The sequence below is a fragment of the Streptomyces sp. NPDC056479 genome (genome assembly GCF_042795335.1).
In the GTDB taxonomy this organism is placed as follows: Bacteria; Actinomycetota; Actinomycetes; order Streptomycetales; family Streptomycetaceae; genus Streptomyces.
On sequence record NZ_JBHTRZ010000002.1, the window covers coordinates 112,319 to 134,173 of the forward strand.

The following is a 21,855-nucleotide window of genomic DNA, read 5'->3' on the forward strand; positions in this document are numbered from 1 at the left end:
CACGCGGAACATCGGTGACACCGTGTTCGATGACGCGACCCGCGTCGTTCAGAGGCGGAGCAGGCGTTGGGTGATCTCCCGATACTGCCTCAGCGCGAGGTGGAGTTCGGCGGACTGCGTTTCGGGATCGTGGTCCTGCCAGCCAGCGCGGAGGGTACGCCGTTGTTCGGCGAGGACGGCCATGAGCAGAGCGGTGGCTTCGTCGAAGGCACCTTCGGCTTCCTCCAGGGACTGCCGTGGGCTGTCGGGGAAGGTGTTGAGGGCCCGTCCGAGGCGCCGGGCGATCTTGTCACGCTCGACCGATGGGAACAGTGGTGCCGGGCCGGGGACGCGGCTTCCCGTGACGCCGCGGGGCTGGTCTGCGGGCTGTTGAGCGCGTGTCTGGTCGTACATCATCAAGTGCCGCTTTCCTCTGCGTCGTGCCGGATCTCCGGAGCGGCATGGCCTTGCGCCGTGCCGCCAGTCAACGTCCGGCGCCGGTCCGTGTCAACGTGACGCCGCTTCCGAACGGACGCGGTTGTTACACAGGTGAGAGTACGGTGGCAGACGACGAGGACTTCTCGTATGCCGGAATTCGGACCGGCCCATACCCTCGCCTCGTGCTCGGGTCCACCGGACCACTTCCTTCCGCAGCACGCCACCCATCCTCACCGGGGCAGCCCGTGAGCCCGGCCCGCCGCGCTATCCGCATTCCAGGCCGAGGAGCCCCGTATGTCGCTCAGTCCACCACGTCCACGACAGTCGCACCGTCGCACACCGTCCCGCCATCCCAGGGCTACGACGGCACGTCCCCCTTCCCGCCGGACGGGCCGGCAACCGAACGATGGCGGTCACGGCGGTGACGGCGGCGATCGTCGTCCTGTCGTCCGTAGCGCTCGGCCTGCTCGGTCGGCTGCTGTGAGGCAGCGTCCATCCCGCAGACATCATCCTGGCGCTCGTCTTCTACACGATCACGAGTCTCGCCGTCGCTCTCGGCTTCCACAGCCGTCTCACCCACGGCGGCTACCGGGCCGTCCGACCCTTGCGGACAGCGCTCGCGGTGGCCGGTTCGATGCGTTTCCACGGCGATGTCATCGGCTGGGTCACCACCCACCGCCCCCGCCCCGCCCTCACGGATCGGCCCGGCGACCCGCACTCCCCGTATCACTACGGCACCCATCTGCGCGGCCAGTCTCGCGGGATGCTGCACGCACGCGTCAGCCGGATGGTCCGCAACGACCGCACACCCGCCGACAGATACGCTCCCGACCTGCCGGCCGACCGCGACATCCCCGCCGTAGCCCGGGTTTCCCGACTCTGTGCGTCCTCCCCCTCGACTTGCCCGTCCCTGCGGGCCGGCTCATCGGCGGCACATGGGTGCACGCGCTGACCGCCCTGCTGTGTGCGGGACTTGTGCGCATCACGCCGCTCCACCACGTCGCCTGGAGCGTGCACTCCCTCCGCCAGACGATCGGTGAGCGCGCGTTCCGCACCCCCGCGCCACGAGCGGCCACCAAGGTGTGGCCCCTCGCCCTGCTCTCGTACGGCGAGAGGCTGCTCCCCGCCAGCGCCCGCCAGGGTGTCGACCGCGGCCAGATCGACCCGTCGGCCGCCGTCATCCGCATCCTCGAACGCTCGGCTGGGTGCACGACCTGCACCGGTCGACTCCGGCCCGCCTGACCGCCCGCCGCACCTGACACCGACCACCCACCTCCGTAAGGCAGTTGGCAGGAGCCCCAATGACCACCGCACTCCAACCCCCGCTTCCCTCCCATCCCCTCCTCCGTCTGCGCCTGGCTCCTCCCGGCGGCATGCCCCGGCCCATCGACGGAGCGTGGTGGCCCCGTTCGTACGACCTGCTAGCCGAACTCCCCCGGCTGCTCGCCGGGTTGCCGCGCATGTGGGGCCACATCACCAGCGTCACGGTGAACGGGGCGACCTGGTCCGCGGTGCCAGGCCGGATGCTCGTCTCCAACCAGGTCGTACGGCTGCACAGGACTCTCACGGCATCCGCCGCGCACACCATCATCCTGCTCGCGCCCGGCCAGGGGCGCTGGGACCTGCTGGTCGTGCCACCGGATACCACCGAGGAGGCCGCGGAACCGCTCATGGCGGCCGCGGCGGAACGTCAGGCGTGAGGCGAGCCGTCACGTATCGTCCGGTCGAGCCGGGCGGTGCGTGGCGGGCGCGCCTCGACCCGATGGACCAGGCGTGTCGCGGTGACGACCAGGATCAGCGGGGCACTGCCGGCCAGGGCGGGCTGGCGAGCCGCGCGGTCGGGGCCCTGAAGGGAACGGCCCGTAGCGGGGTACGGGACACGTGGTCGCCGAGATCAGGCAAACCTGTCTCCGGGCCACCCCTGCGCGAGCGTAGACGCCCGGTGTCGTCACTCGCCGGGAACGCCACTGCCAGTGGGGCCGGTGCGCGAGGTACTTCCGATGACTTCAGGCCACTCCCGGAGAGGGTCGGGCGGACCGTTCTCCGAGCCCGGCTCACAGTCGCCCGCCGCCGTCGTCCGCGGACCGGCTCGTCTCCAGCCACGACCGTGCGGGCTCTGCCGCGCGGGTGGTGTCCACGGTGAGGTCGAGGCGGGTTCCTCCGTCGGCGCCCGCTGGGTAGCTTCGCTGCTCGGTGGCGGCGAAGCAACGGCGGAGAACCTCCGCGACCCGACGGGCGACCTCGGGTGAGGCGGCGAGGATGCGGACCTCGGCGTGCCCGTCCGAGAGTGCTTCCGTGGACTGCATGGCGACCTCGGAGTTCGATGCCTCGGTATGGGACGGGCCGGATCTCTCACTCTACTCCGGCGTACCCCACAGCCCTCCGCGAGTGACCGGCGGACGACTCCCCTATCGCCGTCGGCCGGGGGGTACCGTGAAATGAGGAAGCCACTCGGTTTCCTCGTTCCCGGCAGGCAGGCGAGTGCGATGTCCGACCGTGGCTCCCCTCGTGTGACCAGGCTCTTGCCGGACGCCGTCCACCAGGCCGTACAGCCCGGGACAGCTGTCGTACGGCTGGAGACGACGCACGACCGGCAGGGAGTGCTGGACGGGGCATGGTGGCCGCGTTCCCGCGACATCGCCACCGAGCTTCCCAACCTGATCACCGCACTGACCGAACACCTCGGGCCCGTCACCCGCGTCGGCCTGGACGCCGACGCCTGGGAAGAGCTGCCGACGCGGATAACCATCGAGGACCGCGTCGTGCACATCGACTCCTCTCCGGTCGGCGACGACACCGTCCTCATCACCCGGGGCGAGCAGGATCTGTTCTCGCTCCTCGTGGTCCCGCCGCACGCCGCGCCCGACGCCGCGCGTGCGGCCATGGCCGAGGCCGTCCGCGCCGGCAGCGTGTCGCAGGCCGAACAGATCCTGGTCGACACCGGCACCGCCCGAAGGGATCCGGGCGCCTCGGAAGGCCCACCGGCGCGCCGCGAATAGCCCGTGAGGCTGCGGTGGTCAGCTGCGGCGGTCCTCGTGCGGGATCACCCTGGGCGCCGGGATGGCGGTGGTGTCGAAGGCGCCCGAGATGATCTGTGTGGCGAGGTCCGACAGGCGCAGGTGACGGGCGCGGGCGTACGACCGGAACATCTCGAACGCGTCGTCGACGGAGGTGTTCCAGCGTTCCGCCAGGAGGCCCTTGGCCTGCTCGATGAGGAGACGGTTGATCAGCGCGGTCTCCAGCTGGCTGTTCTCGACTTGCGACTGTGCCAGGGTGCGCTGCTGGAGGATCGCGATCGTGGCCACGTCGGCAAGCGCCTGGGCGAGCGCGATGTCGTCGTCGCCGAGGTGGTGCGACGTCGTCTGGAAGAGGTTGAGGGCGCCGACGATCCGGTTGCGCAGGCGCAGTGGGATGGCCTGCGTGGTCACGTACCCCGTCTCGCGGGCCCGGACGGCGAACCGCGGCCAGCAGGCGGTGGTTTCCGGCCGGGTCAGGTCGATGTTCGCCCGCGCGGTGCCGGTGCGGTAGCACTCCACACACGGGCCCTGGTCGTGCTGTAGCGCGAAGAGTTCCAGTAGACGCGTGTGCTCGTCGGAGGCGGCGATGATCTGCAGTTCACCGTGTGCGTCCGCGAGCAGGATCCCGGCGGCCGAGACGTCCAGCAGCTCGACGCAGCGCGCGGACAGCCGCTGCAGCAGATCGATGACGTCGAAGTCCTCGACGAGGGAGTCCGCCACCTCGACGAAGATCTCGGACAGACGTCGTTCGCGGGCCATGCCGATCATCCCTTTCGACCGTCGGGCGAATACGGCCCGCTCCCATCGTCGTCGAAGGCGTCGTCGAAGGGCGTCGAAGCGCGGCCTGCGGGCGACCACGTCCGCCGCGCCCTCGCCGAGGGGGCGCGCACTGCCGTATGCGTGGGCACGCGGACGCAGCAGGCGCCCAGCTGGACACGGCGGTGGCGTCCGTGTACGGCTGCTCGCCCATAGGCCGGTTCCGGTCGCACGGCACGCAGTACGCCGATCCGGATGGCCCTGATGCCGAGGGGGGAAGCAGCACAACCGTGTACACCCAGCTCACGCGCGACCGGCAGCAGCGCCGACCCAGGCAGGGCCATAGCCGGTCCAGGTCCGGCTCCGAGACGGGCGCCCCGGTGCGGACCGCATCCGGCCCGGGCCCCTCGCCGAGCGCGAACCGCATCTCCTCGAACCGCACGCTCAGCCCTGGGTGGCACCACAGCGGCTCGGCCATCCGGCCTTCCTCCAGCAACAGCGACAACCCGACGTCCGCGGCACCCAGCACGCGTCGCTGATCACCGGTCACCGCGGCGCTGCCCTGCTTCCGCCATGCATTACGCGGACCGGTCCGCCGCCGCACGGTCCACGAGTACGTCCTGCCAGGCGTCCTGGGCGCTGGCGTACTGCGGGAACCGCTCCAGCAGACTCGCGGCCCGGAACACCAGATTCGATCCTCGCCGGGTGCGGACCACGCGCACCCATCCGCCCCGCCCGCGGCAGTCGCGCCACGCCGCGCACAACGGGTCCAGGACGCTGCCGTCCATGAACGTCACACCGCTCAGGTCGACGATCAGGAACAGCCGACCCGTGCCGTGGCGGGCGTCCTCCAGGTCACGCGCGAAGGCCGGCGCGGTCGTCAGGTCCAGTTCGCCACCGGTCCGGACCACGCGGCACTCGTCGAACAGATTGGGGTACGGGCCCATGTGTGCCCATCTCCTCCGTCACTGGGGTGGCTTTCGCCTTGCGCAGGGCCTCTGTTGCGCGGAACGGACTTCACGGAGAGGGCCGGGGTCACGGGCGGCCGTACGACCAACCTACTGCTGGGAGAGAGAAAGCGGGCCCCTTCGCCGGTTATTGGCGGGATTGTCATAGGTCCCTGCGGGTCGCCCAAGTCCAGCCGTGTTGTGAGGAGTTCCAGCGATCACCGCAGTGGAGTCGTCGGCGGCTGGACCGTGTATCGAGTGGACGGCGATTGGTTGGGCCAGGTCGGTTGCTGGCGGCCCATGGCACGGTCCGGGTCATGACGGCGACCATCTCCTCGTCGCCGACACTCGAGGCCGATATCCAGTCCGCCTCTCCTCCTCGTCCACGGTCCACCTGTCGCTGGTTCCCGTCGATTCCGCACACGCTCTGAGGACGGCGCCTGGTAGTCCCGCAATCGCGATCTCGGGGCGGAACTCCCCTCACCGACCGCCGTACTGGACTCGAAATGGGGGCGGGGGATCATCACTCCCGGGCTACGTCCGGCCCCGCCCGGTGGCCCGAGGCGCAGGCACCGGAGGTCCGCTCGCCCGGGACAGGGTCAGCACGCACGGGGCACCCTGTCCGGGCAGCCCGACCAACTGTCCGTGGTTCCGCCAGCCCCACGACTCGTAGGCGGCTTGTGCGGCCCGGTCGGCCGGATGAAGCAGGGCGACCCCGAATGCGGCGTGCCGATCGGCCAGCAGACGCTGCTGCAAGCGGCGGCCGATGTCGCGGTGTTGGCTCTGGTGCTGCGCCACGACTTGAGTGAGGAGCAGGAACCCGGTACCGCCGACGAGCCGCCCGATGCACTCCTGCAGCCCTCGCTCGGACCTGCCCTCGGGGCTCACCGGAAATCCGAAGGCACATCCCACCAGCACCGTCGTCTCGGCGAGCAACAACGCGAACCCGGGCCGTCGTGCACTGACGGCAAGCCGCCACAGGAAGTCGACCCGCTCTCGGTGCGCCTGTCCGGAGGAGCCCGCGACGGGTTCCACTGCCAGGTCGGCGATGTCCTCGCTCATCCCCTCCGCCTGCCAGCGAGTCAGCCGGCGCAGACGGATCCCGTCCTTGACCACCGGCGCGTCTGTGCGGCCACCGGGCGCATGGGTCCCTCCGGCCGACGCAACCGGCGCCGATGTGTCCAGCAGGTCATGGAACAGTGCGGGTGGCACCGGATGGGCCGGGGCCGCGAGGAGCTGGGGAGCGGAGCCGGTGACTGCAAGGAGCCGGGTGATCTGCGCGCACGGATGGTGCAGCCGCAGCGCGGCGTGCACCCGCTCGGCATGTCGTGACGCCGTCAGGAACACGTCCAGGCCCTTGGCGTCGCAGGAGCCGACGGTGGTGAGATCGACGTTGATGACGGTCATGCCGTCGCGCAGGCACTGCTCCAGCGCGGCCCGCAGCAGGGGCGCCGTGGCGGGCCCCACCTCACCCAGGAGCGTGACCAGGGCCCGCTCTCCCTTGTCACGCCGGTGGATGTCCAGCCGCCGCACGGCCATCACCCCGCCTCTCGGCAGGGAGTCACAACGACCGGGGAAGGGCGCGGATTTGCGGTGGTCGCGGCGTACATGGTGCCGACCCATCTCCGCACCGTCCGCTCGGGCGACCCGGGGTTCGTCTCGCGCCGAGGACGATCCGGCAGGACGGCCGGAATGCGCGATCTCCTCGGTACCTCCACGGTACGCCGCCGACGGCCTCGACCCGCAGTATCGGGCGGGCTCATCCGAACCGAGCGCACCGCCTGCCGAGGGCTCAGGGCGACATCCTGGGCAGACGGCCCACCCGTGGGGCACACTGCCTGGCTCCGCGCTCGACGGGTACCCGCCGAGCGTGGACCCCACGCAGCCCGCTGTAGGTACGCACGCTCCCCGCTCACGCATCGCACACGCAACGGGCCGAACGTGAAGCAGCGCCTGACTCGACCGAAGCCGACTCAGGCTATGCGTAGCAGGTCAGAGGTGGTTTCCGTGCCCCGCCACCGGTAGGCCCCGCCACAGCGCGGGTCTTTGTTCTACCCGGCACTCGTTCGTGCGACAGGAACGTCGCTCCGTCTCCGTTTCTCTCACACGCAGCGCATGATGCTCCCCCGTCCAACGGAACATCCCCGGGGGCACACCATGCACACGCGTACCGTCGCGGCCGGACTGGCCGCCGCAGCCCTGCTGGCGCTCACCGCCTGCGAAGGCACCAACGACACCAGCTCCAGCAAGCCGGACACCGCCGAGCAGGACACCAGCGGCCGGACGAAACAGGACACCGACAGCACCCTGACCGACACGGACGCGCCGGCCAGCGATGCCAGCACCGCCGAGGCAGAGTCGGCGACAGCGACACTGCCCGACCTCGTTGGCCAGGACCTCCAGGCCGCCCAGGACGGGGCGCAGGCCGCCGGGTTCTACGTCCTCGATGATCAGGACGCCAGCGGCCAGAACCGCTTGCAGATCATGGACCGCAACTGGACCGTGTGCAGTCAGGAGCCCGCGCCCGGCACACACCCCACGGACACACTCGTGACCCTTTTCGCGGTCAAGGACGACGAGAGCTGTTGAACCACCCTCGACCGGCCGGCCGGCCGCCATGCCCGGTGGCCGGGCCATCGCATTTTCCGGAGGTGACGTCGTGGCCGTCGACAAGGACATGCGGGAGGTCAACGAGGACGACTACCGGCGCGCGGCCAAGCTGCCCGCCCCACGCTCCGGCCAACGAGACCGCCCACCGGATCCGTAAAGTATCCACCGCGTTCCCGATCATGCCTGAGCCGACCGATGGCCAGCTGCACCGCTACCACTCTCAGCCGGTCTTCCTTAGTAGCCGTGCTGACGAAGTGGACGAGTGGTTTGCGGTGGGCAACTGCTGGCGAACCTCGCTTCGCTGACGCCGGCGTCGCGTCTCCCCTCTCCGACAGCCCCGTCTCCGGCGTGGCGGACGACACGCGGGCCGAGTGATTGCCGAGTAGTGGCCGAAGGGAAGTCATTCTGGCGCCTGTTCACCCAGAAGGGACGCGTTGTGACGCTAGTAGAGCCTCCCCCCATACCCCGGGCGACGGGATCGGTCCCGCTGTTCGGTCACCTCTTCCAGCTCATGCCTGACCCCCTCCCCTTCATCGCGTCGCTGCGTCAGCGATACGGCGACATGGTGGAAATCAGGCTCCAGCCAGGCACCCGCACACTGGTCGTCCAGGACCCCGCCCTGATTCGCGCGATGCTCACCGACCCCATCGCCAGCACCCTCGACAAGGGAGCCTTCTTCGACGAGATGCGGGTGCTGCTGGGCGACTCCGTAGTCACCATTGCGGGAGACGAACACAGCGCCAGGCGGCGCCAGATGTACCCGGCCTTCGCGCGCCCCGAGCTAGGGCGCTACGTCGACATCATGCGTGCCGCGACTGAGACCGAGCTCGACACCTGGGAGCCCGGCCAGCGCATGGACGTACGCGAGACCATGATCCGTCTCTCGCTCGACATGCTCATGCAGACGATCTTCTCCGACCGCCTCGACGCGCAAGCCTTCCGCCGGCTACGCCAGAACATGTCCACGGTGATGGACAGCATCGGCCTGCGCCTCATGCTGCCAGGCTGGGCCAAGCGCCTGCCGATCCCCCTCAACACGCGATTCGACAAAGCCCGTGCCGACATCCGAGCAACCATCTCCGCAGCGGTCTCGGACCTACGCGCCACCGAACACGACCTCGACGGCCGCGACATGCTGTCCGTGCTGATGACCGTGCAGGACGAGCAGACCGGTCACCAGCTGACGGATGAACAGATCTGCAACGAGGTCCTGACGTTGGTCCTGGCCGGGCAGGAGAATACCGCCACCATCATGGCCTGGGTGCTCTACGAGCTCGCCCGGCATCCCCACATCGAAGCTGACGTGCTCAACGAGCTGGAGACAGTGCTCGGCGACCGGCCGGTGACCTTCGCCGACGCCAGCCAGCTCCCCATCCTCGACCGGGTGATCAAGGAAGTGCTCCGACTCCACGTCACGGGCTTCCTCCTGACACGCCGCACCCTGACCGAGACCAAACTCGGACCGTGGACGCTGCCCGCCGGCACGAACCTGGCCTACTGCCAGCACGCCCTGCACCGCGACCCGGACCTGTATCCCGACCCGCTACGGTTCGACCCCGACCGATGGCTGGACGGCACGACAAAACCCCCGCCAGGAGCACTCCTGCCGTGGGGCGCCGGCAAACACAGGTGCATCGGCGACCGCTTCGCGATGCTGGAACTGGTTACCGGCCTGGCAACGATCCTGCGACAGGCACGCTTCACGCTCGCCCCCGGTCAGACCGTGCGCCCCGTCGCCCGGGTCACCGTCCGCCCCGGGAAGATGCTCATGACGATGGAACCCCGTCATGGGCTGGGGCAAAGGGCGGATTGAGCCAAGAAGACAGCACCCACCGACAGTCGGCCATCCCCAGGGGGCCCACCCATGCCCTCCTCTGCCACGTGTGGAAGAACGCACCCGTCACTGGCTCACGGTCGCAAGCCGCGGCTCGGCGGGGGGCAAGTGCCCGGTCGATCCGGGCCACGGACGCCGGGACGGGCCCAAGCCCCTGTCCGGGCCTCTGGTCATGAGGGAGCCGCGTAGGCAAGGTGCTCGCTGCGCGGCTCCTGACGGCTCACCGTGCGAACAGCTCAGGGGGAATCGCATCCGTCGTCGACGCACGGGCCCGGGCGTACAGGTCCGGGCCGAAGCCGACGCGGGGTGCGCGTTGTGCTGCCTTCCGATCCTCACTGCTGGGACATGATCAGCGGGAGCCTCACCCGCTGCGGCGCCCTTGCGCGGACGCTGTCCCACCCGCGCCCACCCCAGCTGCGGGCCTGCCCGACAGCGCTCTAATTCGCTCCGGCGCCAAGGCCGTACACGAGAATGAAGAGGCATCGATTCGGCCGGACGAGTCCGGGTCGGTGGACTGCTTGGCGCCTACTCGGTCTTTCAGCCGGGCATGACATCACTCAGGAACGAGACAAGGGCTGGGGCGGCGGAAGCGCCTCAGACAGGCGCCACGAAGGCCGGGACGGACACACCCACTCATAGGTCGCCCTCACTCGGTCACTGCGTCGGCATGACGATGGGCCACCTTCCACGCGCCGTCCTCGCGGCGGTACACCTGAGTGGCTCGCAACGTGTAAGTGCGCGGTTCTCCGTCGACGGAAGCGGAGGTGTGTTCGAGACCAGCCGTATAGGCCATGTCTCCCACAACGTCGTACGCCTGCAGCTCGAACACGTACGACGTGCAGTCGGAAAAGCTCCTCCCGAGGGCGGCAAAGAGCATGTCGAGCTCCTGCTGACCGTAGGCGTTGCGCCACGCACCCAGGACACTCACGGGCTCGTTGCGCGACCAGAGCGCCCGGCGGAGGGTCGAATCGCCGTTGTGCAGCGCAAGCTCCGCCTCGTACAGGGCGGTCTCGACCCACGCCAGGAAATCATCGCGATCGGTCATATCTTCACCATGCACCATTCCATGCTCGCCTTCAGCTGGTCTCCAGCCGTGCCACGGGTCTGAGCTGGTCCTTCGTGAGATCGGCGAGCCCAGGAGTTTTGAGTCCGGGAGTCACCCGCCCTGCCTCGCGCGCCGGGTCCGGCCGTCGCTCGCCGCTCCTCCAGGTCACGTGTCCTCGCACCCTTCGGTGCACTCCACCTGCGACCTCGCGCGAACCTGCGGCAGTAGCGTGCGGCTGTTGCCGAGCGGATCGAGGTAGATCCACCGATGAGATCGGCGTCGCGGTCCGGTCGCACCGACCGACGGCCCCAGCGCGAAGGGAACTGAGACCATGAAACTGACGACCGTCACGAACGTCTCCGTCGACGGAGTGACTCAGGGACATCGACGGATTGACGCAGGGACCGGGCGCGAAGCCGGCGCGCCGGACGAGGATGGCACTGGCGGATTCGACCGCTTCGGATGGGCCCCGCCACTTCTCGACGACGAGGCCTCGACGTTCATCAGCCAGACCTTCCAGCGCGCGGACGCGTTCCTGTTCGGTCGGCGGACCTACGAGATCTTCGCCGGCTCCTGGGGAGTCGGCATGGATCAGGGAAACCCCGTCGGCGAGGCGTTGAACACTCGGCCCAAGTACGTCGCCTCGACCACGCTCACCGACCCGCAATGGACGGGCACGACGGTCCTGTCCGGTGACATCGCGGACGCCATCGGCAGGCTGAGGGCCGAGCCGAGTGGTGAGATGCAGGTATGGGGCAGTGGCACCCTGATTCGCTGGCTGCTCAACCACCGGCTGGTCGACGAGATCGTGCTGCTCACCTACCCCGTGATCGTCGGCCAGGGCACGCGGCTCTTCCCCGCCACCGGCTCGGACATGGGACTCGAGCTGGTTGACCTGCGGTCGACCCCGAAGGGGCTGACGATCCAGACCTACCGCACCACCGATCGCCCGCAGTACGAGACGGCCACAACCTGAAGCATTCAGTAGGCCGGACCCATCTGGACGGGCAACTTCGCCGGCGGCAAAGGCACGCCTCGACCAGCGCTGGCAGGAGGGCTACACCAACGCCTGGAATCTGCCGGAAGAAAACAAGGAACAGGGCTACCCGGACGGCAACGTCCGCGGCTACGTAACCAGGACTCTTCACACTGTGGCGGCCCCGTTTCGGGTGCCGCCCTGGCCATGTCCGATGACCAAGACGCAGGCTGGCCGGGAGGAGAGTGCGCAGGCGCGGACGCCGTCATCCGGGCACCGTCCGGCTGTGACCCGCAGGACGAAAGCCTCCCGTTGACGACTCAAGTCCCGTCTGGGGCTCGGGGGGTGACGCTGTGGTCCTTGTACGGCATCCGAACTCGCCGCCTCGGATGCTGCGAGACCGCGGCCCGGCTGAACGGCCAACCAACGTGTCGTACTGGAGCAACAGTCGACACATCAAGGCAACTCCCGCGCCTCCCCTTCCAGGGTCTACCGGATCGTCCAGCGTTGGGAGTTCCCTCCGGTGCACACCGCGGTGGAGACACGATCGTTGGCCGTCCGCGCGAGGCACTTGCGGCTGACCATGTTCCTGATCAGCCGAGGGTCCGTCTCGTCGATCTGCCACAGTGCCGCATCGTCAGCAGCGGCACAGGGCTTCATGGTCAGTTGATCGTTGCGCAGCGTGAGACACAGCCTGGTGGCCACCTGCCGCAGCGCGCTGTACTCCTCGTCGTCGTTCCAGTGCCACTTTTGGTAGTCGGTGCCATTGCAATTGAAGACATACGGGCCGTAGTCGGCCCGGAAGTCCAAGCATGGCTTGTCCGTGGCCTGATTCTGGAAACCTGTGGTGCGCGGTGTCGCGCTCGCCGGTGCACTGCCCAGACCCAGCGAAAGCCCAACCACGGCCCCCACTGCGGCCAGCCTTTTCAGAATCACAAGTCCCCCTCTGCTCGGCGCAGTTCCGCCGAGACCATACCGAGAGGTGTGCTCGATGAATCTGGAGTGAGGACACCTCCACAGCTACTCCCCAAACACCGGACCGCCTCCGCTACCGGAATCACCAGCGCCTCCCCCAGCGCTCGTCCATTACGTCATGTCCGATTGCCCGGCTATCAGCATCGTCCGCCTCGCCTTGTCCTCCGGTCCGCCCACTGGTCCGCCGGTGGCCGGAAAGCGAGTCTGCACACACCCCAAGACGCGCAGTCCAGGCATAGTGACCCGTACGGCCGCGGTGCCCGGGCCCAATGTTCGCCCAGTAAGTTCAGCAGCTCCTTCAGGACGGCGACAGATGGAAAGGGACTGACTTGTCCCACCGACATATCAGGAAGCCAGATAGGGCCACCGTCAGCAGCTCCCGGTTACGGGACAAGCGTTTCAACGGGTATTTGAGAGTTGAGATCCCGCACCCGCTGGATGCTGATGTCGAAGCTGTGGTCACCGCATACATTGCGGGGCCGGCCTCCACGAGAGAGGCTCTGATCGACGGATTGGACCGTCGAGCCGCTGCGGTTCTGAGTGCGTACGGGCAGCGCATGGCATCGGTAGCGGTTCGGACAAGGTCCGTCGACGTCCTGCGGCGCGGGATCATTGCTATTGCCCTGGCAGAAGGGCATCTTGATGACCCTCGGGACAACCTCTTCGTACTCGCTGCCGCCAATGACAGCACGACCCTGATCGGCACGTCTCTCGCAAGAGTCACTGACGACGCGAAAGGCCTCCTCCCTCCCGTCGGACTGGCAGCACTTCAAGCGTTCGAGCAACGCCACGAGAGCGACAAATCACTGAAGGCCATGGGGATCAGAACGTCGGGCGACGGCCAGGGTTTTCTCTACGTTTGATTCGCTCGCGGAACCTTCCTTCAAAGCCCCCACCGGGAATCTTTGAGCACGGCGACCAGTGCTACGTACGATCGCATGGGTTCGCCAGGGTGAGCGATCAAGGCCATGAAGACGAGCGGCTGATCTCTCCGTCAATTGCCTTGCCCGCTATGGACCTTGGCGTGTTCGCATCGTCGGCACGGCACTAGAGTGAGACGGTGACCTCTCTGCCGGAAGACCCGTCTTCGCTGATCCGCGATGATGACCGCGACACGGCGGTACAGCGCCTGCAGGAGGCGTACGCCGAAGGGCTCATCTCGCACGAGGAGTTGGACGAACGCCTCCATCAGGTGCTCACCGCCAGGACGCGCAGCGAGGTCATGTCACCTCTGGCCTCGCTCCCGCCGGAGAATGCGGGCACCACGTCCACGATTGCCGCCGCCGGTGGACGGATCCGGCGGCGCGGGGCATGGCGAGTACCTCGGCAACTCAAGGTCGCATCCGCATTCGGAAGGGTGCACCTGGACTTGTCCCGGGCGGTCATCGAGTATCCGGTGGTCGACATCGAGTTGCAACTCGGCACCGGCAGGGCAAAGATCACGGTGCCTCGCGACGCGACCGTCGAGTTCGAGGATCTGCACGCCGGGTGGAAGGACACGCACTACAAGCCCCTACGGCGCTCCCCCTCCGGCGGGCCGACGATCCGGATCTCCGGGACCATGGGGTACGGGCGGTTGAAGATCCGCCACGCGCGGCGTTGAGGCCCCATCCGGGCAGTAGGAGCACCTGTCCGTCACTTCTTCATCCCCGCTCGACTGCTGGTGCGGCGGCGCCCACCCGTCGCCAGTTGGCTCAGGCTGCGATCCTGAGAGGACGGCCGCACCCCCGCATACGTTTCTCGCCCAGGCCCAGACGGTGTAGTTGGGATGGTCGGAATTGTCGATGGTGATCTGTCCCAGTGGTCCGAGCGCTCCGATCAGGAAGTCTCACGCAAGGGCACGCATGTGCGGCTGATGTGCATTCAGATCCGAGACACCCAGCTGATACGCCCTACTTCGGCGCCTGGAAGCCGCCGATCCTCTGCTCGAGCAGTTCGGCCAGCCGCAGCGGGGTGCGGTCCTCGAACATCGGACCGATGACTTGCACTCCCACTGGCAGACCCTCGGACGACCGGCCCGCCGGTATGGCGGTGGCGGGAAGACCGGGCATGGTGGCCACGCCGGCCCAGACGAGCTGGTCGAAGTACGGGTACTCGACGCCGTCGATGTCGATCCGGCGTTCCCTCGGATCGGGGTTGTGGTCATGTGGGAACGCGGGTGTGGGCGTGATGGGACACACCACGGCGTCGAACTCGGCGAAGAGCTGCCGCCAGCCGTGGCGGTGGAGCTCGCGACGGCCGTTCGCCTCGATCCAGTCGCGGTGGCTGAGCACCATGCCGCGCAGCCGCGCCGCATCGAGACTCTGGTCGTCTGCCCTCAGTCCGGCGGCGCGGGTCTGCAACTGCTCGTACGCTTCGATGGGAAAGCGTGCTACAGAGCTCGAAAACAGCAACTGCGTGTAGAGCATCGCGGCTTCGGTCAGATCGGGCAGCAGCGGACTGTGCCGCTCGACGCGGGCACCGCCGTCGACCAGCGCGTCGGCCACCCGGTTCACGCCCGCCCGCACAGCGGACCCGGTCGGAATGAGCGGATGGTCGTCGAGGACCAGCACTCGGAAGTCGAGCAGCCGCTCGTGGCGCGCGGGCGGCAACGTCAAGTCGTACGCCAAACCTTGGGTCAGCGGGTCCGGTCCGGCCATGACGTCCAGCAGGAGCGCGAGGTCGCGGGCAGTGCGCGCCATCGGACCGACGACGGCGAGGTCAACGTCGACCGGCAAGGCCGGCACGGTCGGCGGGACCATGCCGCGGTTCGGCGCCAGCCCGAGCGTCGGCTTGTGTGCGTAGACACCGCAGAAATGTGCGGGGGTGCGCAACGAACCGGCGAGGTCGGAGCCGATGGAAAGCGCGCCGAATCCGGCTGCCAGGGCCGCCGCCGAGCCGCCGGAGGATCCCCCCGCCGTGCGACCGTGATTCCACGGGTTGTTGGTGGTGCCGTAGATCTCGTTGAAGCTCTGCACATCCTGCAGTCCGAAGGGCACATTGGTCTTGCCGAGCACCACCGCGCCTGCGGCCTTGAGCCGCGACACCTGCACCGCGTCCTCGGCCGGCATGTAGTTCCGGTGGAGCGGCATGCCCCAATTCGTGGGCAGTCCGGCGATGTTGTAGGACTCCTTGACCGTCACCGGAACGCCGAGCAGTGGCCGGTCCTCACCGCGGGCGCGTGCCTCGTCCGCGCTGCGCGCGGCGGCCCGTGCACGGTCGAAGTCCGGCACACAGATCGCGTTGATCGCCTTGTCGTCCCGCTCGATACGGGTGATCGCCTCGTCGGTCAGTTCCGCCGAGCTCACTTCACCGGCACGCAAAGCAGCCACGAGTTCTTCGGCAGTCGGGAAATTCCAGTCCATGAATACGACCGTATCGGCCACTGGAAGGGGCCATGAAATGCCGATTTGCACAACGGGTTGGATGGCTCAATACTTCCGGCCACACATCTGCCGCCGCGGTGCGCGCGGGCCTGCGATTTGAGACCCCCATTGGGTGTGGGGTCGGTCTCACGGCTCATGCATAGTCCAGGCGTGGGCGCATGCCGTGGATCCGCCTTCGATCCGGAAGTACCGGTTTACGTCTGCTGACCGGTGGACTTGGGGGCGGGCGACGGGCGTTGCGCCGATCGTGGTGCGGTCATGTCGAGCAGGAGCAGAGCATCGTGGTCGGGGCCGCCGGGTTCGGCGGTGTAGACGCCGATGCGCTGGCCAGGGGTGCCCTCCACGTGCAGGGACTGGGATGTGAGGGTGAGCGTGCCGACCTGGGGGTGGTGGAACGTCTTGTGCGCGGGCTTGCGCCCGGTCACCTCGTAGCGCTCCCAGAGACCGGCGAAGTCGGGGCTTTTGAGGAGGAGTTCGCCGACGAGGTTGGTGAGGTCGGGGGCGTCCGGGGCGGTGCCGGCGGTGGCGCGCAGGCGGGCGACGCAGGCGGTGATCTGCCGGTCCCAGTCTTCAAAGAGTTCGCGGGCTGTGGGGTGCAGAAAGAGGTAGCGGGCCAGGTTGCGGTGCTTGACCGGCCAGTCGTCCAGGCCCGCGTAGAGGGCGAGGCCGCTGGGGTTCCAGGCAAGCATGTCCATGCTGCGGCTGATGACGTACGCCGGGTTCGGGCGCAGCGATTCGAGCAACAGCTTGAGGTGGGGTCCCACCGTGCGGCTGGGAGCGGGCGGCGGCTCGGGGGTGTAGCGGGCGGCGCGGGCGGCGAGTTCGCGTAGGTGCTGGTGCTCCTGGTCGTCCATGTGCAGGGCGCGGGCGAGCGAGTCGAGAACGGCGGTGCTGGGCCGGGTCTCCTTGCCGCGCTCGAGGCGCACGTAGTAGTCGATGCTGATGCCGGCGAGGGTGGCCAGCTCCTCGCGGCGCAGCCCGGGGGTGCGACGGATGCCGGCGCCGACGGTGAGGCCGACATGTTCAGGGCTGGTCTGGGTGCGGCGGGCGCGCAGGTAGCGGCCCAGCTCGGCGCCCTCGCTGCTCGCGCTCTCGGATGCCATGTCTCCAGTCTCACCCGCTCACTACCTGCCGTGCAGGTGAGAGGGGGGCCCTGTCATTACCCCTGAAGAACCCGCCCTGCCGCACCGACGCAATCCAGGCGAAGGTGAATGAGCAAGACGCCGGTACCCCGGCTTCCGCCGCCGGCGGCCGCAGGCACGACCTGCCGGCCGGCCGAGAGTGAGGGTGTCGGGCAGCACCACGATGCTGAGAGGGCGAAATGCGCTACATCAAGCTACGTGACCTGGAGGTTTCCCGGATCGGCCTCGGCGCGATGGGCATGTCCCACGGCTACACCGGCTCCGGTACCGATGAGGCGGAGTCGATCAGGACCGTGCACCGGGCACTGGAGCTGGGTGTCACGCTGATCGATACCGCCGAGATCTACGGCCCGTACACCAACGAAGAGCTGCTGGGCCGGGCGCTGAAGGGGCGCCGGGAGCAGGTGGTGCTGGCCACGAAGTTCGGACTGGTCTCCCACGCCGGCGACGGCCCATGGAACCTGGACTCCAGCCCGGCCAACATCCGCAGCGCAGTCGAGGGATCCCTGATGCGACTGGGCACCGATCACATCGACCTGTACTACCAGCACCGGGTTGATCGGAACACGCCGATCGAGGAGACGGCCGGCGCCGTCGGTGAGCTGATCGCCGAGGGCAAGGTGCGCTCCTTCGGGCTCTCGGAGGCCGGCCCGGACACGATCCGGCGTGCGCACGCCGTCCAGCCGGTCACTGCGGTGCAATCGGAGTACTCGCTGTGGACCCGCGGCATTGAGGAGCGTGTCCTGCCCGTCCTGCGGGAGCTGCACATCGGCATGGTGCCTTTCTCCCCGCTCGGGCGCGGCTTTCTGACGGGCACCGTCCGTTCCACCGATCAGTTCGACGCTTCCGACTTCCGGCGTGACAATCCGCGCTTTTCCGGTGAGAACTTCCAGCGCAACCTCGCGATCGCCGACGAGGTGCAGGCCCTGGCCGCCGAGGTCGGGGCCACACCCGCGCAGGTGGCGTTGGCCTGGCTGCTCGCCCAGGGCGACGACATCGCCCCGATCCCCGGCACCAAGCGGGTCAGCCGCGTCGAGGAGAACACCGCCGCCAACGCCGTCACGCTGACCGGCGCGCAGCTCGACGGGCTCAGCGCTCTGCCGCCCGCCGCCGGAGACACCCACACCGAGGCCCAGGCCCAGATGCTCGAACGCTGACCCTTCTCGCCGCTCGGCCCGACCCGCGTTGGGAGTAATACCTCCTATGCGTGCAGCAGTGATGTACGAAGCCAGAGACGTCCGCATCGAAGACCGGCCCGACCTCAAGATCGTCAAGCCGATGGACGCTGTTGTCCGCACCCTGGCCGCGTGCGCGTGCGGCAACGACCTGTGGCCCGAGCAGTCGATACCCGACACCGGCCGCGACCCATGAGCACGAGCTCCTCGCATCGTCGAAGGGACCGGCGCGGTCGTGACCGGCCTGAAGAACGGTAGCTGGGAGCCGAGCGGATCGTGCCTGACGTCCTGGAGGGCACCACCGCCCCTCGCCGCGTCTTCGATCAGACCTTCCTCTCGATCAGACACCGGGCGCCTACCGGCATGGCCGACTGCGAGGTCCCCAAGACCGTCATCCGCCCCTGAATCCCAACCCCTCTCCCCCTCCCTCTCCCCCGCCCGCACCCTGCGAAGGACATCCCGCTCATGCAGACCATCACCCTCAACAACGGCATCGAAATGCCGCTCCTCGGCTTCGGCGTCTACCAGATCCCTGCCGATGACACCGAGCGCGCCGTCTCCGACGCACTGGCCGCCGGCTACCGCCTGCTCGACACCGCCGCCGCGTACGGCAATGAGGAAGCCGTCGGCCGTGCCATCAAGGCCAGCGGCATCGGCCGCCAGAACCTGTTCGTCACCACCAAGCTGTGGGTCCAGGACGCCCCGGCCGAGGAGAACACCCGCCGCGCGTTCGAGACGTCCCTGAACAAGCTGCAGCTGGACTACCTGGACCTGTACCTGATGCACCAGCCCTACGGCGACGTCTACGGCCAGTGGCGCGCCATGGAGGCGTTGAACCGCGAGGGCTTGGCCAAGGCGATCGGTGTCGCCAACTTCTACCCCGACCGTCTGATCGACTTGATCGTCAATAACGAGATCGCACCTGCGGTCAACCAGGTCGAGACTCACCCGTTCTTCCAGCGCGCCGACTACCAGGCCCTGATGCACGAGCGCGGAGTGCAGATCCAGTCCTGGGGCGGCTTCGCCGAGGGCAAGGGTGACCTGTTCACCAACCCGCTGCTGGCCGAGATCGGCAAGGAGTACGGCAAGTCGGTGGCGCAGGTGGTCCTGCGCTGGCTCACTCAGCGTAGCGTGATCGCGATCCCCAAGTCCGTGCGACCCGAACGCATGGCGGAGAACATCGACGTCTTCGACTTCGAGCTCACCGACGAGCAGATGGCGCGGATCGCCACCCTGGACTCCGGCAGCTCGCTCTTCTTCGACCACCGCGACCCGGAGATCGTCACCTGGCTCGCCAAGCGCCGCCTCGACGCATGACCGCGGTACCGGGACGACGCGCCCTCCTGCGAGCCACCATGATGACGGGACTCGGCGCCATGACCGGAGCCCACCTCGCGGACTGTTCCTCGCCTGCGGGCCAGGAGGGCGAGCGTCAGACGACATTCCCAGGGTCGTCCGCGACGACCCCGGGCAGGAGGAGGGTGCTGCTGGCCTACTTCTCGCGTCCGGGCGAGAACTACTACTACGGCGGACGCACCACTTTGCAGGTCGGCAACACGGAGGTCCTGGCGCGCAAGATCAGCAGTTTCATCCGGTGCGACGTACACCGCATCGAGGCCGCCGATCCCTACCCGCGGAACTACGACGAGACCGTCCGACGCAACGTCCGTGAACAGAACGATGACGCGCGCCCGACCATCAAGGGCCGACGGCCTTCACTCGACGGCTACGACACCGTTCTCCTCGGCAGCCCCATCTGGAACGTCCGGGCACCCATGATCATGACCACGTTCACCGAACAGCTCGACTTCCGCAGCAAGACCGTCGTCCCGTTTACCACGCACGCCATGAGCGGCCTGGGCACGACCGCACGCGACTACGCGCGCTCCTGCCGCGGCGCGACGATCGCCCAGGGTCTCGCGGTTCGCGGCGAGGAAGTCGCTGACGCCGACACCGACGTCACGACCTGGCTGCGCGATCTGGGGCTCACCCGCTCGTGACGACGTGGCGCGGCCCGCACCATCGACATGGGTCTGGTGCAGTGTGACCGTGCCCCTGCCGCGGATCCCCATGACCTGTGTTCGGCCGTGCCACCTTGTCCGCGGAAGCTAACCGTCGCCTCGATCCGCACCCTGGATTGGACCTACAGATCAATCCGATCAGCAAGATCCATGCCACGGTGCTGGCATCACAGGAGGGATCACAGGACGTCGCGGCCGGCGCATGGCCGGCTGGCGCGTTTGCCGCTGAGGGCACCGTGGGCGCCGCAGCGCGCTGTTGAACCTGAATGAGTGATGTCGGGGAACGGCGAGTGTGGGGGTGCCCCGAGCTGCTCCGCGGATGGCTGTTGCGCGAAGGTGAGCCATGAGCGAGAGCGAAGCGGATCTGTTGGCGTGGCTGCGCGAGCTCGATGATGCGGAGTGGCTGGAGTGGCCGCAGCACTACGACCGCAGTGGGACCGGGGTCCACTTCGGTGTTCTGGCAGCCCGGCTCGAAGCTGACTTCGCAGCTCGCTGCACGGCCGAGCAGGACACCCAGGACTCCAGCGAGTACGGACGCGTCGTCGTGCCCGGGGACGCAACCGTCTGCGGCACTCGGATCGTCGTCTGCGTGAGCAAGTTCGGGTCGCTGGCTCTGGTCTGCGCCGACAACCCGGGGGCTTTCCTCGGAACGGATGACGCCCCGGTTGATCTTGGACTCAGCGCCGGCCACGCTGACATGGAGTCCTTCGATCTCGCCCAGCCAGCCAGCCCACCTGTTCTGCCTCAGCAATGCGATCGACGAGGTTGTCGCGGATCTCGGCTAGACCGCCGCGTTGGGCGGGATCGGGGCGAAGGAGAGAGAGCAGCGGACGCAGGCCTTTCTGAACTACCGGTTGAAGACCGCAAGCGCGGTTTGGCTGTCGGCTCTTCACCATTCAGGGACGGTGCGAAGACAGGTACGGCCACCGTCAGGGCCCCTCCCCGCGGCAAAGATCTCAGGCCGACGACACCAACTCCTCCAGCTTGTTGAGACTCTGAGTCCAGCCCTCCTCGTGAAGAGCTTGGCGCGCCTCAGTGGCGAAGTCGCCCTGGCTGATGACCAACTCGGCCCGTGTACCGCCGATATCGCGAAGCGACAGCGTCACCACCGTCTCCCGGTCCTCGGGATCGGGATCCTCCCACCGGAAGGTGTAGGACAGGCGTTCCGGAGGGTCGGCCTCAACGAATTCCCCCACCAGGTAGAACAGATCGCCCTCCGGAGGCCGCATGGCGATCCGATACCTACCGCCTGGCCGAAGGTCACTTTCCACACTTGGGATGGTGAACCCGTCAGGGCCCCACCACTTGGCCAGTTCCTGCGGCTCGGTCAACGCTCGGAATACGACCGAGCGCGGTGCGCGGAGGACACGCTGCAGATGCAGCCTCAGCCCGCCATCGTGTGTCATCGCGAACCTCCTCCAACCGAAAGCGCCGAGATTGACCAGCATGCTTATCGTAATTATCCCAGCCGTAGACCGCGATCTCGCTGGCCAGGGCGGTGTGAGTAGAGGTGCGGCCACTGGTGGTCATCGCGTGCTGTAGGGACATACGAAGATCAAGAGCTGGCAGCGGCCA

Annotated in this window: 23 protein-coding genes; 13 read left to right on the top strand and 10 right to left on the bottom strand. The window is 68.1% G+C overall.

Annotated elements, in window-relative coordinates; all coding sequences use genetic code 11:
• Nucleotides 1-48 precede the first annotated feature (48 nt).
• Nucleotides 49-396: a hypothetical protein gene (locus tag ACFQ6S_RS06850; RefSeq protein WP_383404552.1), complete on the bottom strand. Its 348-nt coding sequence runs from the start codon at nucleotides 394-396 to the stop codon at nucleotides 49-51.
• Nucleotides 397-1,317: 921 nt separating this feature from the next.
• Here ACFQ6S_RS06850 and ACFQ6S_RS06855 point away from each other — a divergent pair.
• Entirely contained in the window at nucleotides 1,318-1,659 is a 342-nt protein-coding gene (locus tag ACFQ6S_RS06855; protein WP_383404554.1) for a hypothetical protein, read from the top strand.
• A gap of 59 nt (nucleotides 1,660-1,718) precedes the next feature.
• Entirely contained in the window at nucleotides 1,719-2,117 is a 399-nt protein-coding gene (locus ACFQ6S_RS06860) for a DUF5994 family protein (RefSeq protein ID WP_383404556.1), read from the top strand.
• Nucleotides 2,118-2,471: 354 nt separating this feature from the next.
• Here the strand turns inward: ACFQ6S_RS06860 and ACFQ6S_RS06865 are convergent, their stop codons facing one another.
• The gene (locus ACFQ6S_RS06865; RefSeq protein WP_383404558.1) at nucleotides 2,472-2,723 is read right to left on the bottom strand and encodes a hypothetical protein; all 252 of its coding nucleotides are present in this window, start codon (nucleotides 2,721-2,723) and stop codon (nucleotides 2,472-2,474) included.
• A gap of 180 nt (nucleotides 2,724-2,903) precedes the next feature.
• Here ACFQ6S_RS06865 and ACFQ6S_RS06870 point away from each other — a divergent pair, with 180 nt between their 5' ends.
• A complete protein-coding gene (locus tag ACFQ6S_RS06870; RefSeq protein WP_383404560.1) occupies nucleotides 2,904-3,416 on the top strand; it encodes a DUF5994 family protein in 513 nt (170 codons plus the stop codon).
• Between the two features lie 18 nt (nucleotides 3,417-3,434).
• Here ACFQ6S_RS06870 and ACFQ6S_RS06875 read toward each other — a convergent pair whose 3' ends face one another.
• The 3 genes from ACFQ6S_RS06875 to ACFQ6S_RS06885 all read right to left on the bottom strand — a co-directional run bounded on the left by ACFQ6S_RS06875 (nucleotide 3,435) and on the right by ACFQ6S_RS06885 (nucleotide 6,676).
• Entirely contained in the window at nucleotides 3,435-4,202 is a 768-nt protein-coding gene (locus ACFQ6S_RS06875; RefSeq protein ID WP_383404562.1) for a GAF domain-containing protein, read from the bottom strand.
• A 566-nt stretch (nucleotides 4,203-4,768) separates the two neighbouring features.
• Entirely contained in the window at nucleotides 4,769-5,137 is a 369-nt protein-coding gene (locus ACFQ6S_RS06880) for an STAS domain-containing protein (protein ID WP_383404564.1), read from the bottom strand.
• Nucleotides 5,138-5,671: 534 nt separating this feature from the next.
• Complete coding sequence (locus tag ACFQ6S_RS06885) at nucleotides 5,672-6,676, bottom strand: STAS domain-containing protein (protein ID WP_383404566.1); 1,005 nt, start codon at nucleotides 6,674-6,676, stop codon at nucleotides 5,672-5,674.
• A gap of 618 nt (nucleotides 6,677-7,294) precedes the next feature.
• Between ACFQ6S_RS06885 and ACFQ6S_RS06890 the strand changes: the two genes are divergently transcribed.
• Nucleotides 7,295-7,726, top strand: a complete 432-nt coding sequence (locus tag ACFQ6S_RS06890; protein WP_383404568.1) for a hypothetical protein — start codon at nucleotides 7,295-7,297, stop codon at nucleotides 7,724-7,726.
• A gap of 457 nt (nucleotides 7,727-8,183) precedes the next feature.
• Nucleotides 8,184-9,560, top strand: coding sequence for a cytochrome P450 (locus tag ACFQ6S_RS06895; RefSeq protein ID WP_383404570.1), 1,377 nt, complete (start codon nucleotides 8,184-8,186; stop codon nucleotides 9,558-9,560).
• Nucleotides 9,561-10,227: 667 nt separating this feature from the next.
• On the opposite strand, the gene ACFQ6S_RS06900 is transcribed toward ACFQ6S_RS06895, so the two are convergent.
• Nucleotides 10,228-10,626 (bottom strand): nuclear transport factor 2 family protein, encoded by a 399-nt coding sequence (locus ACFQ6S_RS06900; RefSeq protein WP_383404572.1) that lies wholly within the window; start codon nucleotides 10,624-10,626, stop codon nucleotides 10,228-10,230.
• 331 nt (nucleotides 10,627-10,957) lie between these two features.
• Here ACFQ6S_RS06900 and ACFQ6S_RS06905 point away from each other — a divergent pair, with 331 nt between their 5' ends.
• On the top strand, nucleotides 10,958-11,602 hold the full coding sequence (locus ACFQ6S_RS06905; protein WP_383404574.1) for a dihydrofolate reductase family protein: 645 nt from the start codon (nucleotides 10,958-10,960) through the stop codon (nucleotides 11,600-11,602).
• 489 nt (nucleotides 11,603-12,091) lie between these two features.
• Here ACFQ6S_RS06905 and ACFQ6S_RS06910 read toward each other — a convergent pair whose 3' ends face one another.
• On the bottom strand, nucleotides 12,092-12,538 hold the full coding sequence (locus ACFQ6S_RS06910) for a ricin-type beta-trefoil lectin domain protein (RefSeq protein WP_383404576.1): 447 nt from the start codon (nucleotides 12,536-12,538) through the stop codon (nucleotides 12,092-12,094).
• 596 nt (nucleotides 12,539-13,134) lie between these two features.
• Between ACFQ6S_RS06910 and ACFQ6S_RS06915 the strand changes: the two genes are divergently transcribed.
• The gene (locus tag ACFQ6S_RS06915) at nucleotides 13,135-13,440 is read left to right on the top strand and encodes a hypothetical protein (RefSeq protein ID WP_383404578.1); all 306 of its coding nucleotides are present in this window, start codon (nucleotides 13,135-13,137) and stop codon (nucleotides 13,438-13,440) included.
• Between the two features lie 197 nt (nucleotides 13,441-13,637).
• Nucleotides 13,638-14,180, top strand: a complete 543-nt coding sequence (locus ACFQ6S_RS06920; protein WP_383404579.1) for a DUF1707 domain-containing protein — start codon at nucleotides 13,638-13,640, stop codon at nucleotides 14,178-14,180.
• Between the two features lie 289 nt (nucleotides 14,181-14,469).
• Here the strand turns inward: ACFQ6S_RS06920 and ACFQ6S_RS06925 are convergent, their stop codons facing one another.
• Together ACFQ6S_RS06925 and ACFQ6S_RS06930 are read right to left on the bottom strand one after the other, a co-directional pair.
• Nucleotides 14,470-15,921: an amidase gene (locus ACFQ6S_RS06925; RefSeq protein WP_383406461.1), complete on the bottom strand. Its 1,452-nt coding sequence runs from the start codon at nucleotides 15,919-15,921 to the stop codon at nucleotides 14,470-14,472.
• Nucleotides 15,922-16,136: 215 nt separating this feature from the next.
• Nucleotides 16,137-17,045, bottom strand: coding sequence for a helix-turn-helix transcriptional regulator (locus ACFQ6S_RS06930; protein WP_383404581.1), 909 nt, complete (start codon nucleotides 17,043-17,045; stop codon nucleotides 16,137-16,139).
• A gap of 218 nt (nucleotides 17,046-17,263) precedes the next feature.
• Between ACFQ6S_RS06930 and ACFQ6S_RS06935 the strand changes: the two genes are divergently transcribed.
• From ACFQ6S_RS06935 to ACFQ6S_RS06955, 5 genes are all read left to right on the top strand, one after another.
• Entirely contained in the window at nucleotides 17,264-18,241 is a 978-nt protein-coding gene (locus ACFQ6S_RS06935) for an aldo/keto reductase (RefSeq protein WP_383404583.1), read from the top strand.
• Between the two features lie 46 nt (nucleotides 18,242-18,287).
• Nucleotides 18,288-18,455: a hypothetical protein gene (locus ACFQ6S_RS06940; protein WP_383404585.1), complete on the top strand. Its 168-nt coding sequence runs from the start codon at nucleotides 18,288-18,290 to the stop codon at nucleotides 18,453-18,455.
• 80 nt (nucleotides 18,456-18,535) lie between these two features.
• On the top strand, nucleotides 18,536-18,664 hold the full coding sequence (locus ACFQ6S_RS06945; protein ID WP_383404587.1) for a hypothetical protein: 129 nt from the start codon (nucleotides 18,536-18,538) through the stop codon (nucleotides 18,662-18,664).
• A 60-nt stretch (nucleotides 18,665-18,724) separates the two neighbouring features.
• Entirely contained in the window at nucleotides 18,725-19,576 is an 852-nt protein-coding gene (locus ACFQ6S_RS06950; protein ID WP_383404589.1) for an aldo/keto reductase, read from the top strand.
• Complete coding sequence (locus tag ACFQ6S_RS06955; protein WP_383404591.1) at nucleotides 19,573-20,259, top strand: flavodoxin; 687 nt, start codon at nucleotides 19,573-19,575, stop codon at nucleotides 20,257-20,259. Before ACFQ6S_RS06950 ends, ACFQ6S_RS06955 begins: the two co-directional genes overlap by 4 nt.
• Nucleotides 20,260-21,236: 977 nt before the next feature.
• Here the strand turns inward: ACFQ6S_RS06955 and ACFQ6S_RS06960 are convergent.
• A complete protein-coding gene (locus ACFQ6S_RS06960) occupies nucleotides 21,237-21,728 on the bottom strand; it encodes an SRPBCC domain-containing protein (RefSeq protein WP_383404593.1) in 492 nt (163 codons plus the stop codon).
• Between the last annotated feature and the right edge of the window lie 127 nt (nucleotides 21,729-21,855).